19 protein-coding genes and 1 pseudogene are annotated in these 16,844 nt (G+C 33.4%); all 20 read left to right on the forward strand.

Features of this window, described 5'->3' with window-relative positions; all coding sequences use genetic code 11:
- The first annotated feature begins 527 nt into the window (after nucleotides 1-527).
- The 20 genes and pseudogenes from IDG45_RS11450 (at nucleotide 528) to glmU (ending at nucleotide 16,722) form a co-directional block, all read left to right on the forward strand.
- Nucleotides 528-1,865 carry an aminotransferase class V-fold PLP-dependent enzyme gene (locus IDG45_RS11450; protein ID WP_000812848.1) on the forward strand — a complete coding sequence of 446 codons (1,338 nt, stop codon included), beginning with the start codon at nucleotides 528-530 and terminating at the stop codon, nucleotides 1,863-1,865.
- A gap of 1 nt (nucleotide 1,866) precedes the next feature.
- Nucleotides 1,867-2,484, forward strand: a complete 618-nt coding sequence (gene tmk, locus IDG45_RS11455) for a dTMP kinase (RefSeq protein WP_000718703.1) — start codon at nucleotides 1,867-1,869, stop codon at nucleotides 2,482-2,484.
- 27 nt (nucleotides 2,485-2,511) lie between these two features.
- Nucleotides 2,512-2,841 (forward strand): cyclic di-AMP receptor DarA, encoded by a 330-nt coding sequence (darA, locus tag IDG45_RS11460; RefSeq protein WP_000781979.1) that lies wholly within the window; start codon nucleotides 2,512-2,514, stop codon nucleotides 2,839-2,841.
- A gap of 213 nt (nucleotides 2,842-3,054) precedes the next feature.
- Nucleotides 3,055-3,981 carry a DNA polymerase III delta subunit-related protein gene (locus tag IDG45_RS11465; RefSeq protein ID WP_206171632.1) on the forward strand — a complete coding sequence of 309 codons (927 nt, stop codon included), beginning with the start codon at nucleotides 3,055-3,057 and terminating at the stop codon, nucleotides 3,979-3,981.
- The gene (locus tag IDG45_RS11470; protein WP_001134190.1) at nucleotides 3,982-4,785 is read left to right on the forward strand and encodes a PSP1 domain-containing protein; all 804 of its coding nucleotides are present in this window, start codon (nucleotides 3,982-3,984) and stop codon (nucleotides 4,783-4,785) included. It begins immediately after the preceding gene.
- 16 nt (nucleotides 4,786-4,801) lie between these two features.
- The gene (gene yabA, locus IDG45_RS11475) at nucleotides 4,802-5,149 is read left to right on the forward strand and encodes a DNA replication initiation control protein YabA (RefSeq protein WP_000375686.1); all 348 of its coding nucleotides are present in this window, start codon (nucleotides 4,802-4,804) and stop codon (nucleotides 5,147-5,149) included.
- Nucleotides 5,150-5,422: 273 nt separating this feature from the next.
- Nucleotides 5,423-6,148: a tRNA1(Val) (adenine(37)-N6)-methyltransferase gene (locus IDG45_RS11480; RefSeq protein WP_000910682.1), complete on the forward strand. Its 726-nt coding sequence runs from the start codon at nucleotides 5,423-5,425 to the stop codon at nucleotides 6,146-6,148.
- Nucleotides 6,141-6,389, forward strand: coding sequence for a GIY-YIG nuclease family protein (locus IDG45_RS11485; RefSeq protein ID WP_000377064.1), 249 nt, complete (start codon nucleotides 6,141-6,143; stop codon nucleotides 6,387-6,389). The genes IDG45_RS11480 and IDG45_RS11485 overlap by 8 nt, the downstream gene beginning before the upstream one ends.
- A gap of 1 nt (nucleotide 6,390) precedes the next feature.
- On the forward strand, nucleotides 6,391-7,230 hold the full coding sequence (gene rsmI, locus IDG45_RS11490) for a 16S rRNA (cytidine(1402)-2'-O)-methyltransferase (protein WP_000279928.1): 840 nt from the start codon (nucleotides 6,391-6,393) through the stop codon (nucleotides 7,228-7,230).
- A 284-nt stretch (nucleotides 7,231-7,514) separates the two neighbouring features.
- Nucleotides 7,515-9,488 carry a methionine--tRNA ligase gene (gene metG, locus IDG45_RS11495; RefSeq protein WP_001051119.1) on the forward strand — a complete coding sequence of 658 codons (1,974 nt, stop codon included), beginning with the start codon at nucleotides 7,515-7,517 and terminating at the stop codon, nucleotides 9,486-9,488.
- Between the two features lie 30 nt (nucleotides 9,489-9,518).
- A complete protein-coding gene (locus IDG45_RS11500; protein WP_000904319.1) occupies nucleotides 9,519-10,292 on the forward strand; it encodes a TatD family hydrolase in 774 nt (257 codons plus the stop codon).
- 166 nt (nucleotides 10,293-10,458) lie between these two features.
- Nucleotides 10,459-10,995, forward strand: a complete 537-nt coding sequence (rnmV, locus tag IDG45_RS11505; RefSeq protein ID WP_000700080.1) for a ribonuclease M5 — start codon at nucleotides 10,459-10,461, stop codon at nucleotides 10,993-10,995.
- Nucleotides 10,996-11,005: 10 nt separating this feature from the next.
- On the forward strand, nucleotides 11,006-11,899 hold the full coding sequence (rsmA, locus tag IDG45_RS11510; protein ID WP_000886504.1) for a 16S rRNA (adenine(1518)-N(6)/adenine(1519)-N(6))-dimethyltransferase RsmA: 894 nt from the start codon (nucleotides 11,006-11,008) through the stop codon (nucleotides 11,897-11,899).
- A gap of 99 nt (nucleotides 11,900-11,998) precedes the next feature.
- On the forward strand, nucleotides 11,999-12,262 hold the full coding sequence (veg, locus tag IDG45_RS11515; protein WP_001126664.1) for a biofilm formation stimulator Veg: 264 nt from the start codon (nucleotides 11,999-12,001) through the stop codon (nucleotides 12,260-12,262).
- Nucleotides 12,263-12,571: 309 nt separating this feature from the next.
- A complete protein-coding gene (gene ispE, locus IDG45_RS11520) occupies nucleotides 12,572-13,420 on the forward strand; it encodes a 4-(cytidine 5'-diphospho)-2-C-methyl-D-erythritol kinase (protein ID WP_000638874.1) in 849 nt (282 codons plus the stop codon).
- 13 nt (nucleotides 13,421-13,433) lie between these two features.
- Entirely contained in the window at nucleotides 13,434-14,258 is an 825-nt protein-coding gene (gene purR / locus IDG45_RS11525) for a pur operon repressor (RefSeq protein ID WP_001269644.1), read from the forward strand.
- A 16-nt stretch (nucleotides 14,259-14,274) separates the two neighbouring features.
- Nucleotides 14,275-14,655: a RidA family protein gene (locus IDG45_RS11530; RefSeq protein ID WP_000691771.1), complete on the forward strand. Its 381-nt coding sequence runs from the start codon at nucleotides 14,275-14,277 to the stop codon at nucleotides 14,653-14,655.
- 71 nt (nucleotides 14,656-14,726) lie between these two features.
- Nucleotides 14,727-15,029, forward strand: coding sequence for a septation regulator SpoVG (gene spoVG / locus IDG45_RS11535; RefSeq protein ID WP_000868999.1), 303 nt, complete (start codon nucleotides 14,727-14,729; stop codon nucleotides 15,027-15,029).
- A 187-nt stretch (nucleotides 15,030-15,216) separates the two neighbouring features.
- Nucleotides 15,217-15,347: pseudogene (locus IDG45_RS11540) on the forward strand (hypothetical protein).
- A 22-nt stretch (nucleotides 15,348-15,369) separates the two neighbouring features.
- A complete protein-coding gene (glmU, locus tag IDG45_RS11545; RefSeq protein ID WP_031927779.1) occupies nucleotides 15,370-16,722 on the forward strand; it encodes a bifunctional UDP-N-acetylglucosamine diphosphorylase/glucosamine-1-phosphate N-acetyltransferase GlmU in 1,353 nt (450 codons plus the stop codon).
- The last annotated feature ends 122 nt before the right edge of the window (nucleotides 16,723-16,844 follow it).

Raw genomic sequence — 16,844 nt, forward strand, 5'->3', positions numbered from 1 at the left:
GGCGAAGTGAAAACGTTTGAATCTGACGAAACGAGAAAAGAGCGCAACGAGTTTAGTAGAGCTAAATGAGTAAGCGAGAGCCGAAGGAGAGGAAAGAAGCAAGCGATTGTCACAAGTCAAGAAAGGTTCTTAGCGACGATGGTAGCCAACTTACGTTCCGCTAGAGTAGAACGTTGCCAGGCAAAATGGATGCGATGAGCCGCATTGAGTTTTGGAAATGATAATTAAATAATGTGCACTCTTGATTATTTAAATCTGTGACTAGAAGTATAAGTGAAGACATTCAGAAGTATTATAAAAAGTGAACAGCAGTAAGATAGTTTTTAATCATAAATCATCTTACTGCTGTTTTTAGGTTTTATGTCTAATATCTTTTAAATCGAAATACAAAAAGGAAATTAATTATTATACAATAGACAAGCTATTGCATAAGTAACACTAACTTTTGTCAAAGAAGTGTTACTATATAATTAATACTTTTGAAAGTAACTAATTCCAAAACATTGTAAATAAAGGAAGCGTATATCATGAAGCAACCTATTTTAAATAAATTAGAAAGTTTAAATCAAGAAGAAGCGATTTCTTTGCATGTTCCGGGTCATAAAAATATGACTATCGGTCATTTATCTCAATTATCAATGACAATGGATAAAACTGAAATACCTGGATTAGATGATTTACATCATCCTGAAGAAGTCATTTTGGAAAGTATGAAGCAGGTGGAGAAACATTCAGATTATGATGGTTATTTCTTAGTGAATGGCACCACTTCGGGAATATTATCTGTCATCCAGTCTTTTTCACAGAAAAAAGGCGATATCTTAATGGCAAGAAATGTACATAAATCTGTATTACATGCGCTCGATATTAGCCAACAAGAAGGGCATTTTATTGAAACGCATCAAAGTCCGTTAACGAATCATTATAATAAAGTTAATTTAAGCCGTTTGAATAATGACGGTCACAAACTTGCTGTGTTGACTTATCCTAACTATTACGGTGAAACATTTAATGTAGAAGAGGTTATCAAATCTTTGCACCAATTAAATATTCCTGTACTCATTGACGAAGCACACGGCGCGCACTTTGGATTGCAAGGATTTCCAGATTCTACATTAAATTATCAAGCTGACTATGTTGTTCAATCTTTTCATAAAACGTTACCAGCTTTAACGATGGGCTCGGTACTTTATATTCATAAAAATGCACCTTATAGAGAAAATATTATAGAATATCTAAGCTATTTCCAAACATCTAGTCCTTCGTATTTGATTATGGCTAGTTTAGAGTCAGCTGCTCAGTTCTATAAAACATATGATAGTACCGTGTTTTTTGATAAGAGAGCGCAATTAATCGAATGTTTGGAGAATAAAGGTTTTGAAATGCTTCAAGTTGATGATCCTTTGAAGTTGTTGATAAAATATGAAGGATTTACAGGTCATGATATTCAAAATTGGTTTATGAATGCACATATCTATTTAGAATTAGCGGACGACTATCAAGCATTAGCGATATTGCCGTTATGGCATCATGATGATACGTATTTATTTGATTCGCTTTTACGTAAAATTGAAGATATGATTTTACCGAAAAAATCAGTTTCTAAAGTTAAACAAACACAACTTTTAACAACTGAAGGTAACTATAAACCAAAACGCTTTGAATATGTTACTTGGTGTGATTTGAAAAAGGCAAAAGGTAAAGTTCTGGCGCGACATATTGTCTCATATCCGCCAGGGATCCCTATTATTTTCAAAGGAGAAACAATAACTGAAAATATGATAGAATTGGTAAATGAATATCTGGAAACTAGAATGATAGTTGAAGGAATTAAAAATAATAAAATTTTAGTTGAGGATGAATAAAATGGCAGCTTTTATAACTTTTGAGGGCCCAGAAGGCTCAGGTAAAACAACTGTAATTAATGAAGTTTATCATAGATTAGTAAAAGATTATGATGTCATTATGACTAGAGAACCAGGTGGTGTTCCTACTGGTGAAGAAATACGTAAAATTGTATTAGAAGGCAATGATATGGACATTAGAACTGAAGCAATGTTATTTGCTGCATCTAGAAGAGAACATCTTGTATTAAAGGTCATACCAGCTTTAAAAGAAGGTAAGGTTGTGTTGTGTGATCGCTATATCGATAGTTCATTAGCTTATCAAGGTTATGCTAGAGGGATTGGCGTTGAAGAAGTAAGAGCATTAAACGAATTTGCAATAGATGGATTATATCCAGACTTGACGATTTATTTAAATGTTAGTGCTGAAGTAGGTCGCGAACGTATTATTAAAAATTCAAGAGATCAAAATAGATTAGATCAAGAAGATTTAAAGTTTCACGAAAAAGTAATTGAAGGTTACCAAGAAATCATTCATAATGAATCACAACGGTTCAAAAGCGTTAATGCAGATCAACCTCTTGAAAATGTTGTTGAAGACACGTATCAAACTATCATCAAATATTTAGAAAAGATATGATATAATTGTTAGAAGAGGTGTTATAAAATGAAAATGATTATAGCGATCGTACAAGATCAAGATAGTCAGGAACTTGCAGATCAACTTGTTAAAAATAACTTTAGAGCAACAAAATTGGCAACAACAGGTGGGTTTTTAAGAGCAGGTAATACAACATTCTTATGTGGTGTCAATGATGACCGAGTAGATGAAATATTGTCTGTGATTAATCAAACGTGTGGTAATAGAGAACAGTTGGTTTCACCTATTACACCTATGGGAGGTAGTGCGGATTCGTACATTCCATATCCAGTTGAAGTTGAAGTTGGCGGTGCTACTGTATTTGTTATGCCAGTTGATGCATTCCATCAATTTTAATTCTATAATACAATCATCAATTAGAGATACTTAAAATAGTGTATTAATAAGTTATTAACAATTTTGGGTTGCTTGACTGCGACTAGTTCAGATGCCAATAGATTTGATTTTTGTGGTTCTAAGAATAATCACAAATCATGGTCGCTATTGTTTCAGTAATTAGTTGCTCTTTGGCAACCTTTTTATATAAAAGCAAAAGGGAGTTTGTAATGAATGGATGAACAGCAACAATTGACGAATGCATATCATTCAAATAAATTATCGCATGCCTATTTATTTGAAGGTGATGATGCACAAACGATGAAACAAGTTGCGATTAATTTTGCAAAGCTTATTTTATGTCAAACAGATAGTCAATGTGAAACAAAGGTTAGTACATATAATCATCCAGACTTTATGTATATATCAACAACTGAGAATGCAATTAAGAAAGAACAAGTTGAACAACTTGTGCGTCATATGAATCAACTTCCTATAGAAAGCACAAATAAAGTGTACATCATTGAAGACTTTGAAAAGTTAACTGTTCAAGGGGAAAACAGTATCTTGAAATTTCTTGAAGAACCACCGGACAATACGATTGCTATTTTATTGTCTACAAAACCTGAGCAAATTTTAGACACAATCCATTCAAGGTGTCAGCATGTATATTTCAAGCCTATTGATAAAGAAAAGTTTATAAATAGATTAGTTGAACAAGACATGTCTAAGCCAGTAGCTGAAATGATTAGTACTTATACTACGCAAATAGATAATGCAATGGCTTTAAATGAAGAATTTGATTTATTAGCACTAAGAAAATCAGTTATACGTTGGTGTGAATTGTTGCTTACTAATAAGCCAATGGCACTTATAGGTATTATTGATTTATTGAAACAGGCTAAAAATAAAAAACTGCAAACTTTAACTATTGCAGCTGTGAATGGTTTCTTCGAAGATATCATACATACAAAGGTAAATGTAGAGGATAAACAAATATATAGTGATTTAAAAAATGATATTGATCAATATGCGCAAAAGTTGTCGTTTAATCAATTAATTTTGATGTTTGATCAACTGACGGAAGCACATAAGAAATTGAATCAAAATGTAAATCCAACGCTTGTATTTGAACAAATCGTAATTAAGGGTGTGAGTTAGATGCCAAATGTAATAGGTGTTCAGTTTCAAAAAGCGGGAAAATTAGAATATTATACACCTAATGATATACAAGTAGATATAGATGACTGGGTAGTTGTCGAATCTAAAAGAGGCATAGAGATAGGTATTGTTAAAAATCCATTAATGGATATTGCTGAAGAGGATGTTGTGTTACCTCTTAAAAATATTATTCGCATTGCTGATGACAAAGATATTGATAAATTTAATTGTAATGAACGAGATGCTGAAAATGCATTAATACTATGTAAAGACATTGTAAGAGAACAAGGTTTGGACATGCGTTTAGTCAATTGCGAATATACCTTAGATAAATCGAAAGTTATTTTTAATTTTACGGCGGATGATCGTATTGATTTTAGAAAATTAGTAAAAATATTAGCGCAACATTTAAAAACACGTATCGAGTTGAGACAAATTGGTGTAAGGGATGAAGCCAAATTGCTTGGCGGTATCGGACCTTGTGGTAGGTCGTTATGTTGTTCTACATTTTTAGGAGATTTTGAACCAGTATCGATTAAGATGGCTAAGGATCAAAATTTATCATTAAATCCAACTAAAATTTCCGGTGCATGTGGTCGTTTGATGTGTTGTTTAAAATATGAAAATGACTACTATGAGGAAGTACGTGCGCAATTACCTGATATCGGTGAAGCAATTGAAATGCCTGATGGTAACGGGAAAGTAGTTGCTTTAAATATATTAGACATTTCTATGCAGGTGAAGCTTGAGGGACATGAACAGCCACTTGAATATAAATTAGAAGAAATAGAAACTATGCATTAAGGAGGCATTATTACATTTGGATCGCAATGAAATATTTGAAAAAATAATGCGTTTAGAAATGAATGTCAATCAACTTTCAAAGGAAACTTCAGAATTAAAGGCACTTGCAGTTGAATTAGTAGAAGAAAATGTAGCACTTCAACTTGAAAATGATAATTTGAAAAAGGTGTTGGGCAATGATGAACCAACTACTATTGATACTGCGAATTCAAAACCAGCAAAAGCTGTGAAAAAGCCATTACCAAGTAAAGACAATTTGGCTATATTGTATGGAGAAGGATTTCATATTTGTAAAGGCGAATTATTTGGAAAACATCGACATGGTGAAGATTGTCTGTTCTGTTTAGAAGTTTTAAGTGATTAATCAAGCACACTCAAATAGTGTTATAATTATAAATGAATATGGTTTGGATAAGTCTGAGACAATGCATGTTTCAGGCTTTAATTGTGTATAAAGTTTTGGTGATTGCATAAGAGATAGCGGTACTAAATGTTATTATTAAGTGTGTACGCAGTATCATTAGTTATAAAATGTAGCTGTTAAAAGTCAAAAATACATCGAATGTAGATAGGCATATAATATAAAAAGAGATTTCAATTACTCAATAGAAAAAGGTTGTCTTCATAGGAGTTAAAAATGTTAAAAGAGAATGAACGATTTGATCAACTAATCAAAGAAGATTTTAGTATTATTCAAAATGATGATGTTTTTTCGTTTTCAACGGATGCTTTGTTGTTAGGGCATTTTACAAAACCTAAAACAAAAGATATTGTGTTGGACTTATGTTCAGGCAATGGGGTGATACCCTTGTTATTGTTTGCGAAACATCCACGACATATAGAAGGTGTTGAGATTCAAAAAACACTTGTCGATATGGCGCGACGCACATTTCAATTCAATGATGTTGGTGAATATTTAACAATGCATCACATGGATTTGAAAAACGTTACTAAAGTATTTAAACCTTCACAATATACTTTAGTAACGTGTAATCCGCCTTATTTTAAAGAGAATCAGCAACACCAACATCAAAAAGAAGCACATAAGATAGCGAGACATGAGATTATGTGTACACTTGAAGATTGCATGATTGCAGCCCGTCATTTATTAAAAGAAGGTGGTAGGCTAAACATGGTACATCGTGCAGATAGACTAATGGATGTCTTGTTTGAAATGAGAAAAGTGAATATTGAACCTAAGAAAGTCGTTTTTATATATAGTAAAGTAGGGAAATCGGCACAAACGATAGTTGTAGAAGGTCGAAAAGGTGGAAATCAAGGTTTAGAAATCATGCCCCCGTTTTATATTTATAATGAAGATGGTAATTATAGTGAAGAAATGAAGGAAGTATATTATGGATAGTCATTTTGTATATATTGTAAAATGTAGTGATGGAAGTTTATATACAGGATACGCTAAAGACGTTAATGCACGTGTTGAAAAACATAACCGAGGTCAAGGAGCCAAATATACGAAAGTAAGACGTCCGGTGCATTTAGTTTATCAAGAAATGTATGAGACAAAGTCTGAAGCATTGAAGCGTGAATATGAAATTAAAACTTATACCAGACAAAAGAAATTGCGATTAATTAAGGAGCGATAGTATGGCTGTATTATATTTAGTGGGCACACCAATTGGTAATTTAGCAGATATTACTTATAGAGCAGTTGATGTATTGAAACGTGTTGATATGATTGCTTGTGAAGACACTAGAGTAACTAGTAAGCTGTGTAATCATTATGATATTCCAACTCCATTAAAGTCATATCACGAACATAACAAGGATAAGCAGACTGCTTTTATCATTGAACAGTTAGAATTAGGTCTTGACGTTGCGCTCGTATCTGATGCTGGATTGCCCTTAATTAGTGATCCTGGATACGAATTAGTAGTGGCAGCCAGAGAAGCTAATATTAAAGTAGAGACTGTGCCTGGACCTAATGCTGGGCTGACGGCTTTGATGGCTAGTGGATTACCTTCATATGTATATACATTTTTAGGATTTTTGCCACGAAAAGAGAAAGAAAAAAGTGCTGTATTAGAGCAACGTATGCATGAAAATAGCACATTAATTATATACGAATCACCGCATCGTGTGACAGATACATTAAAAACAATTGCAAAGATAGATGCAACACGACAAGTATCACTAGGGCGTGAATTGACTAAGAAGTTCGAACAAGTTGTAACTGATGATGTAACACAATTACAAGCATTGATTCAGCAAGGCGATGTACCATTGAAAGGCGAATTCGTTATCTTGATTGAGGGTGCTAAAGCGAACAATGAGATATCGTGGTTTGATGATTTATCTATCAATGAACATGTTGATCATTATATTCAAACTTCACAGATGAAACCAAAACAAGCTATTAAAAAAGTTGCTGAAGAACGACAACTTAAAACGAATGAAGTATATAATACTTATCATCAAATAAGTTAATCACTTTATCGATTATATGAAATTTTAAACGATTTTATAAACGCAAGCTGTAATTTTAAATGGTAAGTTATCATTTTGCATTGATACTGATAAAATGATGTTGACTATGATAAAAAAATGATGACATCGACGTTTTTTAATGTAAAATAAATACATTGAAAGTAATAAATACCTTAACATTGAATAAGATGAAAATGAGATGACGAGATAAATGGTCGCGTCCGTTGAAATGCATAGAAATCTTAGATATTATTTGAAGTGAGACATTACGAGGAGGAACAGTTATGGCTAAAGAAACATTTTATATAACAACCCCAATATACTATCCTAGTGGGAATTTACATATAGGACATGCATATTCTACAGTGGCTGGAGATGTTATTGCAAGATATAAGAGAATGCAAGGATATGATGTTCGTTATTTGACTGGAACGGATGAACACGGTCAAAAAATTCAAGAAAAAGCTCAAAAAGCTGGTAAGACAGAAATTGAATATTTGGATGAGATGATTGCTGGAATTAAACAATTGTGGGCTAAGCTTGAAATTTCAAATGATGATTTTATCAGAACAACTGAAGAACGTCATAAACATGTCGTTGAGCAAGTATTTGAACGTTTATTAAAGCAAGGTGATATCTATTTAGGTGAATATGAAGGTTGGTATTCTGTTCCGGATGAAACATACTATACAGAGTCACAATTAGTAGACCCACAATACGAAAACGGTAAAATTATTGGTGGTAAAAGTCCAGATTCTGGACATGAAGTTGAACTAGTAAAAGAAGAAAGTTATTTCTTTAATATTAGTAAATATACAGACCGTCTATTAGAGTTCTATGACCAAAATCCAGATTTTATACAACCACCATCAAGAAAAAATGAAATGATTAACAACTTCATTAAACCAGGACTTGCTGATTTGGCTGTTTCTCGTACATCATTTAACTGGGGTGTCCATGTTCCGTCTAATCCAAAACATGTTGTTTATGTTTGGATTGATGCGTTAGTTAACTATATTTCAGCATTAGGCTATTTATCAGATGATGAGTCACTATTTAACAAATACTGGCCAGCAGATATTCATTTAATGGCTAAGGAAATTGTGCGATTCCACTCAATTATTTGGCCTATTTTATTGATGGCATTAGACTTACCGTTACCTAAAAAAGTCTTTGCACATGGGTGGATTTTGATGAAAGATGGAAAAATGAGTAAATCTAAAGGTAATGTCGTAGACCCGAATATTTTAATTGATCGCTATGGTTTAGATGCCACACGTTATTATCTAATGCGTGAATTACCATTTGGTTCAGATGGCGTATTTACACCTGAAGCATTTGTTGAGCGTACAAATTTCGATCTAGCAAATGACTTAGGTAACTTAGTAAACCGTACGATTTCTATGATTAATAAGTACTTTGATGGCGAATTACCAGCGTATCAAGGTCCACTTCATGAATTAGATGAAGAAATGGAAGCTATGGCTTTAGAAACAGTGAAAAGCTATACTGAAAGCATGGAAAGTTTGCAATTTTCTGTGGCATTATCTACAGTATGGAAGTTTATTAGTAGAACGAATAAGTATATTGACGAAACAACGCCTTGGGTATTAGCTAAGGATGATAGCCAAAAAGATATGTTAGGCAATGTAATGGCTCACTTAGTTGAAAATATTCGTTATGCAGCTGTATTATTACGTCCATTCTTAACACATGCGCCGAAAGAGATTTTTGAACAATTGAACATTAACAATCCTCAATTTATGGAATTTAGTAGTTTAGAGCAATATGGTGTGCTTACTGAGCCAATTATGGTTACTGGGCAACCTAAACCTATTTTCCCAAGATTGGATAGCGAAGCGGAAATTGCATATATCAAAGAATCAATGCAACCGCCTGCTACTGAAGAGGAAAAAGAAGAGATTCCTAGCAAACCTCAAATTGATATTAAAGACTTTGATAAAGTTGAAATTAAGGCAGCAACGATTATTGATGCTGAACATGTTAAGAAGTCAGATAAGCTTTTAAAAATTCAAGTAGACTTAGATTCTGAACAAAGACAAATTGTATCAGGAATTGCCAAATTCTATACACCAGATGATATTATTGGTAAAAAAGTAGCAGTTGTTACTAACTTGAAACCAGCTAAATTAATGGGACAAAAATCTGAAGGTATGATATTATCTGCTGAAAAAGATGGTGTATTAACCTTAGTAAGTTTACCAAGTGCAATTCCAAACGGTGCAGCGATTAAATAACTGTATTTTTAAAAATTAGGAGAGATAATTATGTTAATCGATACACATGTCCATTTAAATGATAAGCAATACGATGATGATTTGAGTGAAGTGATTACACGTGCTAGAGAAGCAGGTGTTGATCGTATGTTTGTAGTTGGTTTTAACAAATCGACAATTGAACGCGCGATGAAATTAATCGATGAGTATGATTTTTTATATGGCATTATCGGTTGGCATCCAGTTGACGCAATTGATTTTACAGAAGAACACTTGGAATGGATTGAATCTTTAGCTCAGCATCCAAAAGTGATTGGTATTGGTGAAATGGGATTAGATTATCACTGGGATAAATCTCCTGCAGATGTTCAAAAGGAAGTTTTTAGAAAGCAAATTGCTTTAGCTAAGCGTTTGAAGTTACCAATTATCATTCATAACCGTGAAGCAACACAAGACTGTATCGATATCTTATTGGAGGAGCATGCTGAAGAGGTAGGCGGGATTATGCATAGCTTTAGTGGTTCTCCAGAAATTGCAGATATTGTAACTAATAAGCTGAATTTTTATATTTCATTAGGTGGACCTGTGACATTTAAAAATGCTAAACAGCCTAAAGAAGTTGCTAAGCATGTGTCAATGGAGCGATTGCTTGTTGAAACCGATGCACCGTATCTTTCGCCACATCCGTATAGAGGGAAGCGAAATGAACCGGCGAGAGTAACTTTAGTAGCTGAACAAATTGCTGAATTAAAAGGCTTATCTTATGAAGAAGTGTGCGAACAAACAACTAAAAATGCAGAGAAATTGTTTAATTTAAATTCATAAAGTTAAAAGTGAGAAAGATCACCGCCATAAATGTAAACGATGCTATATTCGTTTAATATGCTATGGTTCTTTCTCACTTTTTTAAATTAAAATATCGTGCATGTGCAATACGTGCGATAGAGGTGGTTAGTGCTTTGAAATTAAGAATTGTAGGAAGGCGTTTTAAATGAAAATCAATGAGTTTATAGTTGTAGAAGGACGAGATGATACTGAGCGTGTTAAACGAGCTGTTGAATGTGATACGATTGAAACGAATGGTAGTGCCATCAACGAACAAACTTTAGAAGTAATTAGAAATGCTCAACAAAGTCGAGGCGTTATTGTATTAACAGATCCAGATTTCCCAGGAGATAAAATTAGAAGTACAATTACTGAACATGTCAAAGGTGTTAAACATGCGTATATTGATAGAGAAAAAGCTAAAAATAAAAAAGGGAAAATTGGTGTTGAACATGCCGACTTAATTGATATTAAAGAAGCGTTAATGCATGTTAGTTCACCCTTTGATGAAGCTTATGAATCAATTGATAAATCTGTGCTTATAGAGTTGGGGTTAATCGTTGGGAAAGATGCAAGGCGCCGTAGAGAAATTTTAAGTAGAAAATTGCGAATCGGCCATTCCAATGGTAAGCAGTTATTGAAAAAGTTAAATGCATTTGGTTATACCGAAGCGGATGTAAGGCAAGCTTTAGAAGATGAATGAGGAAGTGAAAATGTTGGATAATAAAGATATTGCAACACCATCAAGAACGCGAGCGTTGTTAGATAAATATGGCTTTAATTTTAAAAAAAGTTTAGGACAGAACTTTTTAATAGATGTGAATATCATTAATAATATCATTGATGCAAGTGATATTGATGCACAAACTGGGGTGATTGAAATTGGTCCAGGTATGGGGTCGTTGACAGAACAATTGGCCAGACATGCTAAAAGAGTATTGGCATTTGAAATTGATCAACGTTTAATACCTGTATTAAATGATACACTATCACCTTATGATAATGTGACGGTGATTAATGAAGATATTTTAAAAGCGAATATTAAAAAAGCTGTTGAAAATCATTTACAAGATTGTGAAAAAATAATGGTTGTTGCAAACCTGCCGTACTATATTACGACGCCAATTTTATTAAATTTAATGCAACAAGATATACCAATTGATGGCTACGTGGTGATGATGCAAAAAGAAGTGGGCGAACGCTTAAATGCTGAAGTAGGTTCAAAAGCATATGGTTCATTATCAATTGTCGTACAATACTATACAGAGACTAGTAAAGTATTAACGGTACCTAAATCTGTATTTATGCCACCACCTAATGTTGATTCAATAGTTGTAAAACTGATGCAGAGAACTGAACCGTTAGTAACAGTAGATAACGAGGAAGCATTCTTTAAGTTAGCAAAAGCAGCATTTGCACAAAGAAGAAAGACAATTAACAATAACTATCAAAATTATTTTAAAGATGGTAAACAACACAAAGAAGTGATTTTACAATGGTTAGAACAAGCGGGTATTGATCCAAGACGTCGCGGTGAAACGCTATCTATTCAAGATTTTGCTAAATTGTATGAAGAAAAGAAAAAATTCCCTCAATTAGAAAATTAAATGATTGACAAAGCAAGGCACTATTGTTAAAATTTAAATTTTGTTTGACGAAAACGCTGCAAATATGGTATTATGTAACTTGTAGCGAGGTGGAGCAATATGCCAAAATCAATTTTGGACATCAAAAATTCTATTGATTGTCATGTAGGAAATCGTATTGTACTGAAAGCCAATGGAGGCCGTAAGAAAACAATAAAACGTTCTGGAATTTTAAAAGAAACATATCCGTCAGTTTTCATTGTTGAGTTAGACCAAGACAAACACAACTTTGAGAGAGTATCTTATACATACACTGATGTGTTAACTGAAAATGTTCAAGTTTCATTTGAAGAGGATAATCATCACGAATCAATTGCACACTAAATAAGACATATAGAGATGTTAGACGTTTCTTAGTATAAGAAGTAAATATTATGATAATTATTTGAGTGTTGGGCATTATGTTCAATACTCTTTTTATTTACAAAATGTTTAACACTGATGTTTCGCTTATAGATTTTTCAGTAAATGGATAATTGTATTTATAAACACAAATACAAGTAAATACTAAGTAATTAGATGGAGAAAATTACTTTTTTATTAAAAAAACACTAAAAAACAAATTAAAATGTCAAATATTAATTCTCTTTATGTTAAAATCATCATATTAAGATAACGAAAAGAGGGCGGAAAATGATATATGAAACGGCACCAGCCAAAATTAATTTTACGCTCGATACACTTTTTAAAAGAAATGATGGCTATCATGAGATTGAAATGATAATGACAACAGTTGATTTAAATGATCGTTTAACTTTTCATAAAAGAAAAGATCGAAAGATAGTTGTTGAGATTGAACATAATTATGTGCCTTCTAATCATAAAAATCTCGCATATCGTGCAGCGCAACTATTTATTGAGCAATATCAACTAAAGCAAGGTGTAACAATTTCTATCGATAAAGAAATACCTGTTTCTGCTGGCTTAGCTGGAGGTTCGGCTGATGCAGCAGCAACGTTAAGAGGATTGAATCGACTTTTTAATATAGGGGCGAGTTTGGAAGAATTGGCTCTACTAGGCAGTGAAATCGGGACAGATATTCCGTTTTGTATTTATAATAAAACTGCACTATGTACTGGAAAAGGAGAGAAAATCGAGTTTTTAAATAAACCACCTTCAGCTTGGGTGATTCTTGCTAAACCAAACTTAGGCATATCATCACCAGATATATTTAAGTTGATTAATTTAGATAAGCGTTACGACGTACATACGAAAATGTGTTATGAGGCCTTAGAAAATCGAGATTATCAACAATTATGTCAAAGTTTGTCTAATCGATTAGAGCCAATTTCTGTTGCAAAACACCCACAAATCGATAAATTAAAAAATAATATGTTGAAAAGTGGTGCAGATGGTGCGTTAATGAGTGGAAGCGGACCGACTGTGTATGGGCTAGCACGAAAAGAAAGCCAAGCAAAAAATATTTATAATGCAGTTAACGGTTGTTGTAATGAAGTGTACTTAGTTAGACTATTAGGATAGAAGGGTTGAAAAGATGAGATATAAACGAAGCGAGAGAATTGTTTTTATGACGCAATATTTGATGAACCATCCGAATAAATTGATTCCATTAACTTTTTTTGTGAAAAAATTTAAACAGGCGAAGTCTTCAATAAGTGAAGATGTCCAAATTATAAAAAATACATTCCAAAAAGAAAAGTTAGGTACAGTAATTACTACTGCTGGTGCAAGTGGTGGTGTTACGTATAAACCAATGATGAGTAAAGAAGAGGCGACTGAAGTTGTTAATGAGGTCATTACTCTATTAGAAGAGAAAGAACGTTTGTTACCTGGCGGGTATTTATTTTTATCAGATTTGGTAGGTAATCCATCGCTACTAAACAAAGTTGGTAAGTTAATTGCCAGTATTTACATGGAAGAAAAATTAGATGCTGTTGTTACCATTGCGACAAAAGGTATTTCATTGGCAAATGCGGTTGCTAATATTTTAAATTTACCAGTAGTAGTGATTAGAAAAGACAACAAGGTGACTGAAGGTTCTACAGTTTCAATTAATTACGTTTCAGGATCTTCAAGAAAAATAGAGACAATGGTACTTTCGAAGAGAACTTTAGCAGAAAATTCAAATGTTTTAGTTGTCGATGATTTTATGAGGGCTGGTGGCTCTATTAATGGTGTTATGAATTTAATGAATGAGTTTAAAGTCCATGTAAAAGGGGTATCAGTACTTGTAGAATCAAAAGAAGTTAAACAAAGATTGATTGAAGATTATACTTCCTTAGTGAAATTATCTGATGTAGATGAATATAATCAAGAGTTTAACGTAGAACCTGGCAACAGTTTATCTAAGTTTTCATAAAAGGAGTTTTAGTATTATGAAAATCATTAACACAACAAGATTACCGGAAGCACTTGGACCATATTCGCATGCAACAGTTGTAAATGGTATGGTTTATACTTCTGGTCAGATTCCATTGAATGTTGATGGGAAAATCGTAAGCGCTGATGTTCAAGCACAGACAAAACAAGTTTTAGAAAATTTAAAGATTGTTTTGGAAGAAGCAGGATCTGATTTGAATTCTGTTGCGAAAGCGACCATTTTCATTAAAGATATGAATGATTTCCAAAAAATAAATGAAGTGTATGGTCAATATTTTAATGAACACAAGCCAGCGCGTAGTTGTGTAGAGGTTGCGCGATTGCCAAAAGATGTGAAAGTAGAAATTGAATTAGTAAGTAAAATTAAGGAATTATAATTTTCGATTAATATGTTTAATCAAGCTTCTAAATAAAACAGAGAGATATATACTATAGGGGGGCTCACTACATGAAAGTGACAGATGTAAGACTTAGAAAAATACAAACAGATGGACGAATGAAAGCACTCGTTTCCATTACATTAGATGAAGCTTTCGTAATTCATGATTTACGTGTAATTGAAGGAAACTCTGGCTTGTTCGTTGCAATGCCAAGTAAACGTACACCAGATGGTGAATTCCGCGACATCGCGCATCCTATTAATTCAGATATGAGACAAGAAATTCAAGATGCAGTGATGAAAGTATATGATGAAACAGATGAAGTAGTACCAGATAAAAACGCTACATCAGAAGATTCAGAAGAAGCTTAATCAATTTTATATTTAGCGATGTAATACATTTGCAATAAGTTGATTTGATACTGTCGATAAAGCATAAAGCTTTGTCGGCAGTTTTTTTAGTTTGTATTAATGTTTTTTTATGAAATGAAAGGCTAATAAATATATACGTTAACAGATTATGATGATATGAAAATTATTGATTCATTGCTGATAAAAATTGCGTTTGAATGATGCTCGTATTTTTGAAGTAAGAAAAAGTTGTTTTTAAAATTACAACGAATTAAAAACAATGCCTTTTATATGTTGAAAGAGTATTGCAGATTAAATTATAATAATGACGAAGTGTAAAATTTAATGGGGGTTAATGTTCATGCGAAGACACGCGATAATTTTGGCAGCAGGTAAAGGCACAAGAATGAAATCTAAAAAGTATAAAGTGCTACACGAGGTTGCTGGGAAACCTATGGTCGAACATGTATTGGAAAGTGTGAAAGGCTCTGGTGTCGATCAAGTTGTAACCATCGTAGGACATGGTGCTGAAAGTGTAAAAGGACATTTAGGCGAGCGTTCTTTATACAGTTTTCAAGAGGAACAACTCGGTACTGCGCATGCAGTGCAAATGGCGAAATCACACTTAGAAGACAAGGAAGGTACGACAATCGTTGTATGTGGTGACACACCGCTCATCACAAAGGAAACATTAGAAACATTGATTGCGCATCACGAGGATGCTAATGCTCAAGCAACTGTTTTATCTGCATCGATTCAACAACCGTATGGATACGGAAGAATCGTTCGAAATGCGTCAGGTCGTTTAGAACGCATAGTTGAAGAGAAAGATGCAACGCAAGCTGAAAAGGATATTAATGAAATTAGTTCAGGTATTTTTGCGTTTAATAATAAAACGTTGTTTGAAAAATTAACACAAGTGAAAAATGATAATGCGCAAGGTGAATATTACCTCCCTGATGTATTGTCGTTAATTTTAAATGATGGCGGCATCGTAGAAGTCTATCTTACCAATGATGTTGAAGAAATCATGGGTGTAAATGATCGTGTAATGCTTAGTCAGGCTGAGAAGGCGATGCAACGTCGTACGAATCATTATCACATGCTAAATGGTGTGACAATCATCGATCCTGACAGCACTTTTATTGGTCCAGACGTTACAATTGGTAGTGATACAGTCATTGAACCAGGCGTACGAATTAAAGGTCGTACAGAAATTGGTGAAGATGTTGTTATTGGTCAGTACTCTGAAATTAACAATAGTACGATTGAAAATGGTGCATGTATTCAACAGTCTGTTGTTAATGATGCTAGCGTAGGAGCGAATACTAAGGTCGGACCGTTTGCGCAATTGAGACCAGGCGCGCAATTAGGTGCAGATGTTAAGGTTGGAAATTTTGTAGAAATTAAAAAAGCAGATCTTAAAGATGGTGCCAAGGTTTCACATTTAAGTTATATTGGCGATGCTGTAATTGGCGAACGTACTAATATTGGTTGCGGAACGATTACAGTTAACTATGATGGTGAAAATAAATTTAAAACTATCGTCGGCAAAGATTCATTTGTAGGTTGCAATGTTAATTTAGTAGCACCTGTAACAATTGGTGATGATGTATTGGTGGCAGCTGGTTCCACAATCACAGATGACGTACCAAATGACAGTTTAGCTGTGGCAAGAGCAAGACAAACAACAAAAGAAGGATATAGGAAATAATCATTTACGTATTTAAAATGGCTAGGATAAAAGGATAATCCTATGTAATATTAATGTAATCTTTATGATTTAATGATTCGCATAGTAATGGAGTTACATTTTATATATAATAGTAATTGCGT

The organism is Staphylococcus sp. EG-SA-10, from assembly GCF_017151945.1.
GTDB lineage: Bacteria > Bacillota > Bacilli > Staphylococcales > Staphylococcaceae > Staphylococcus > Staphylococcus aureus.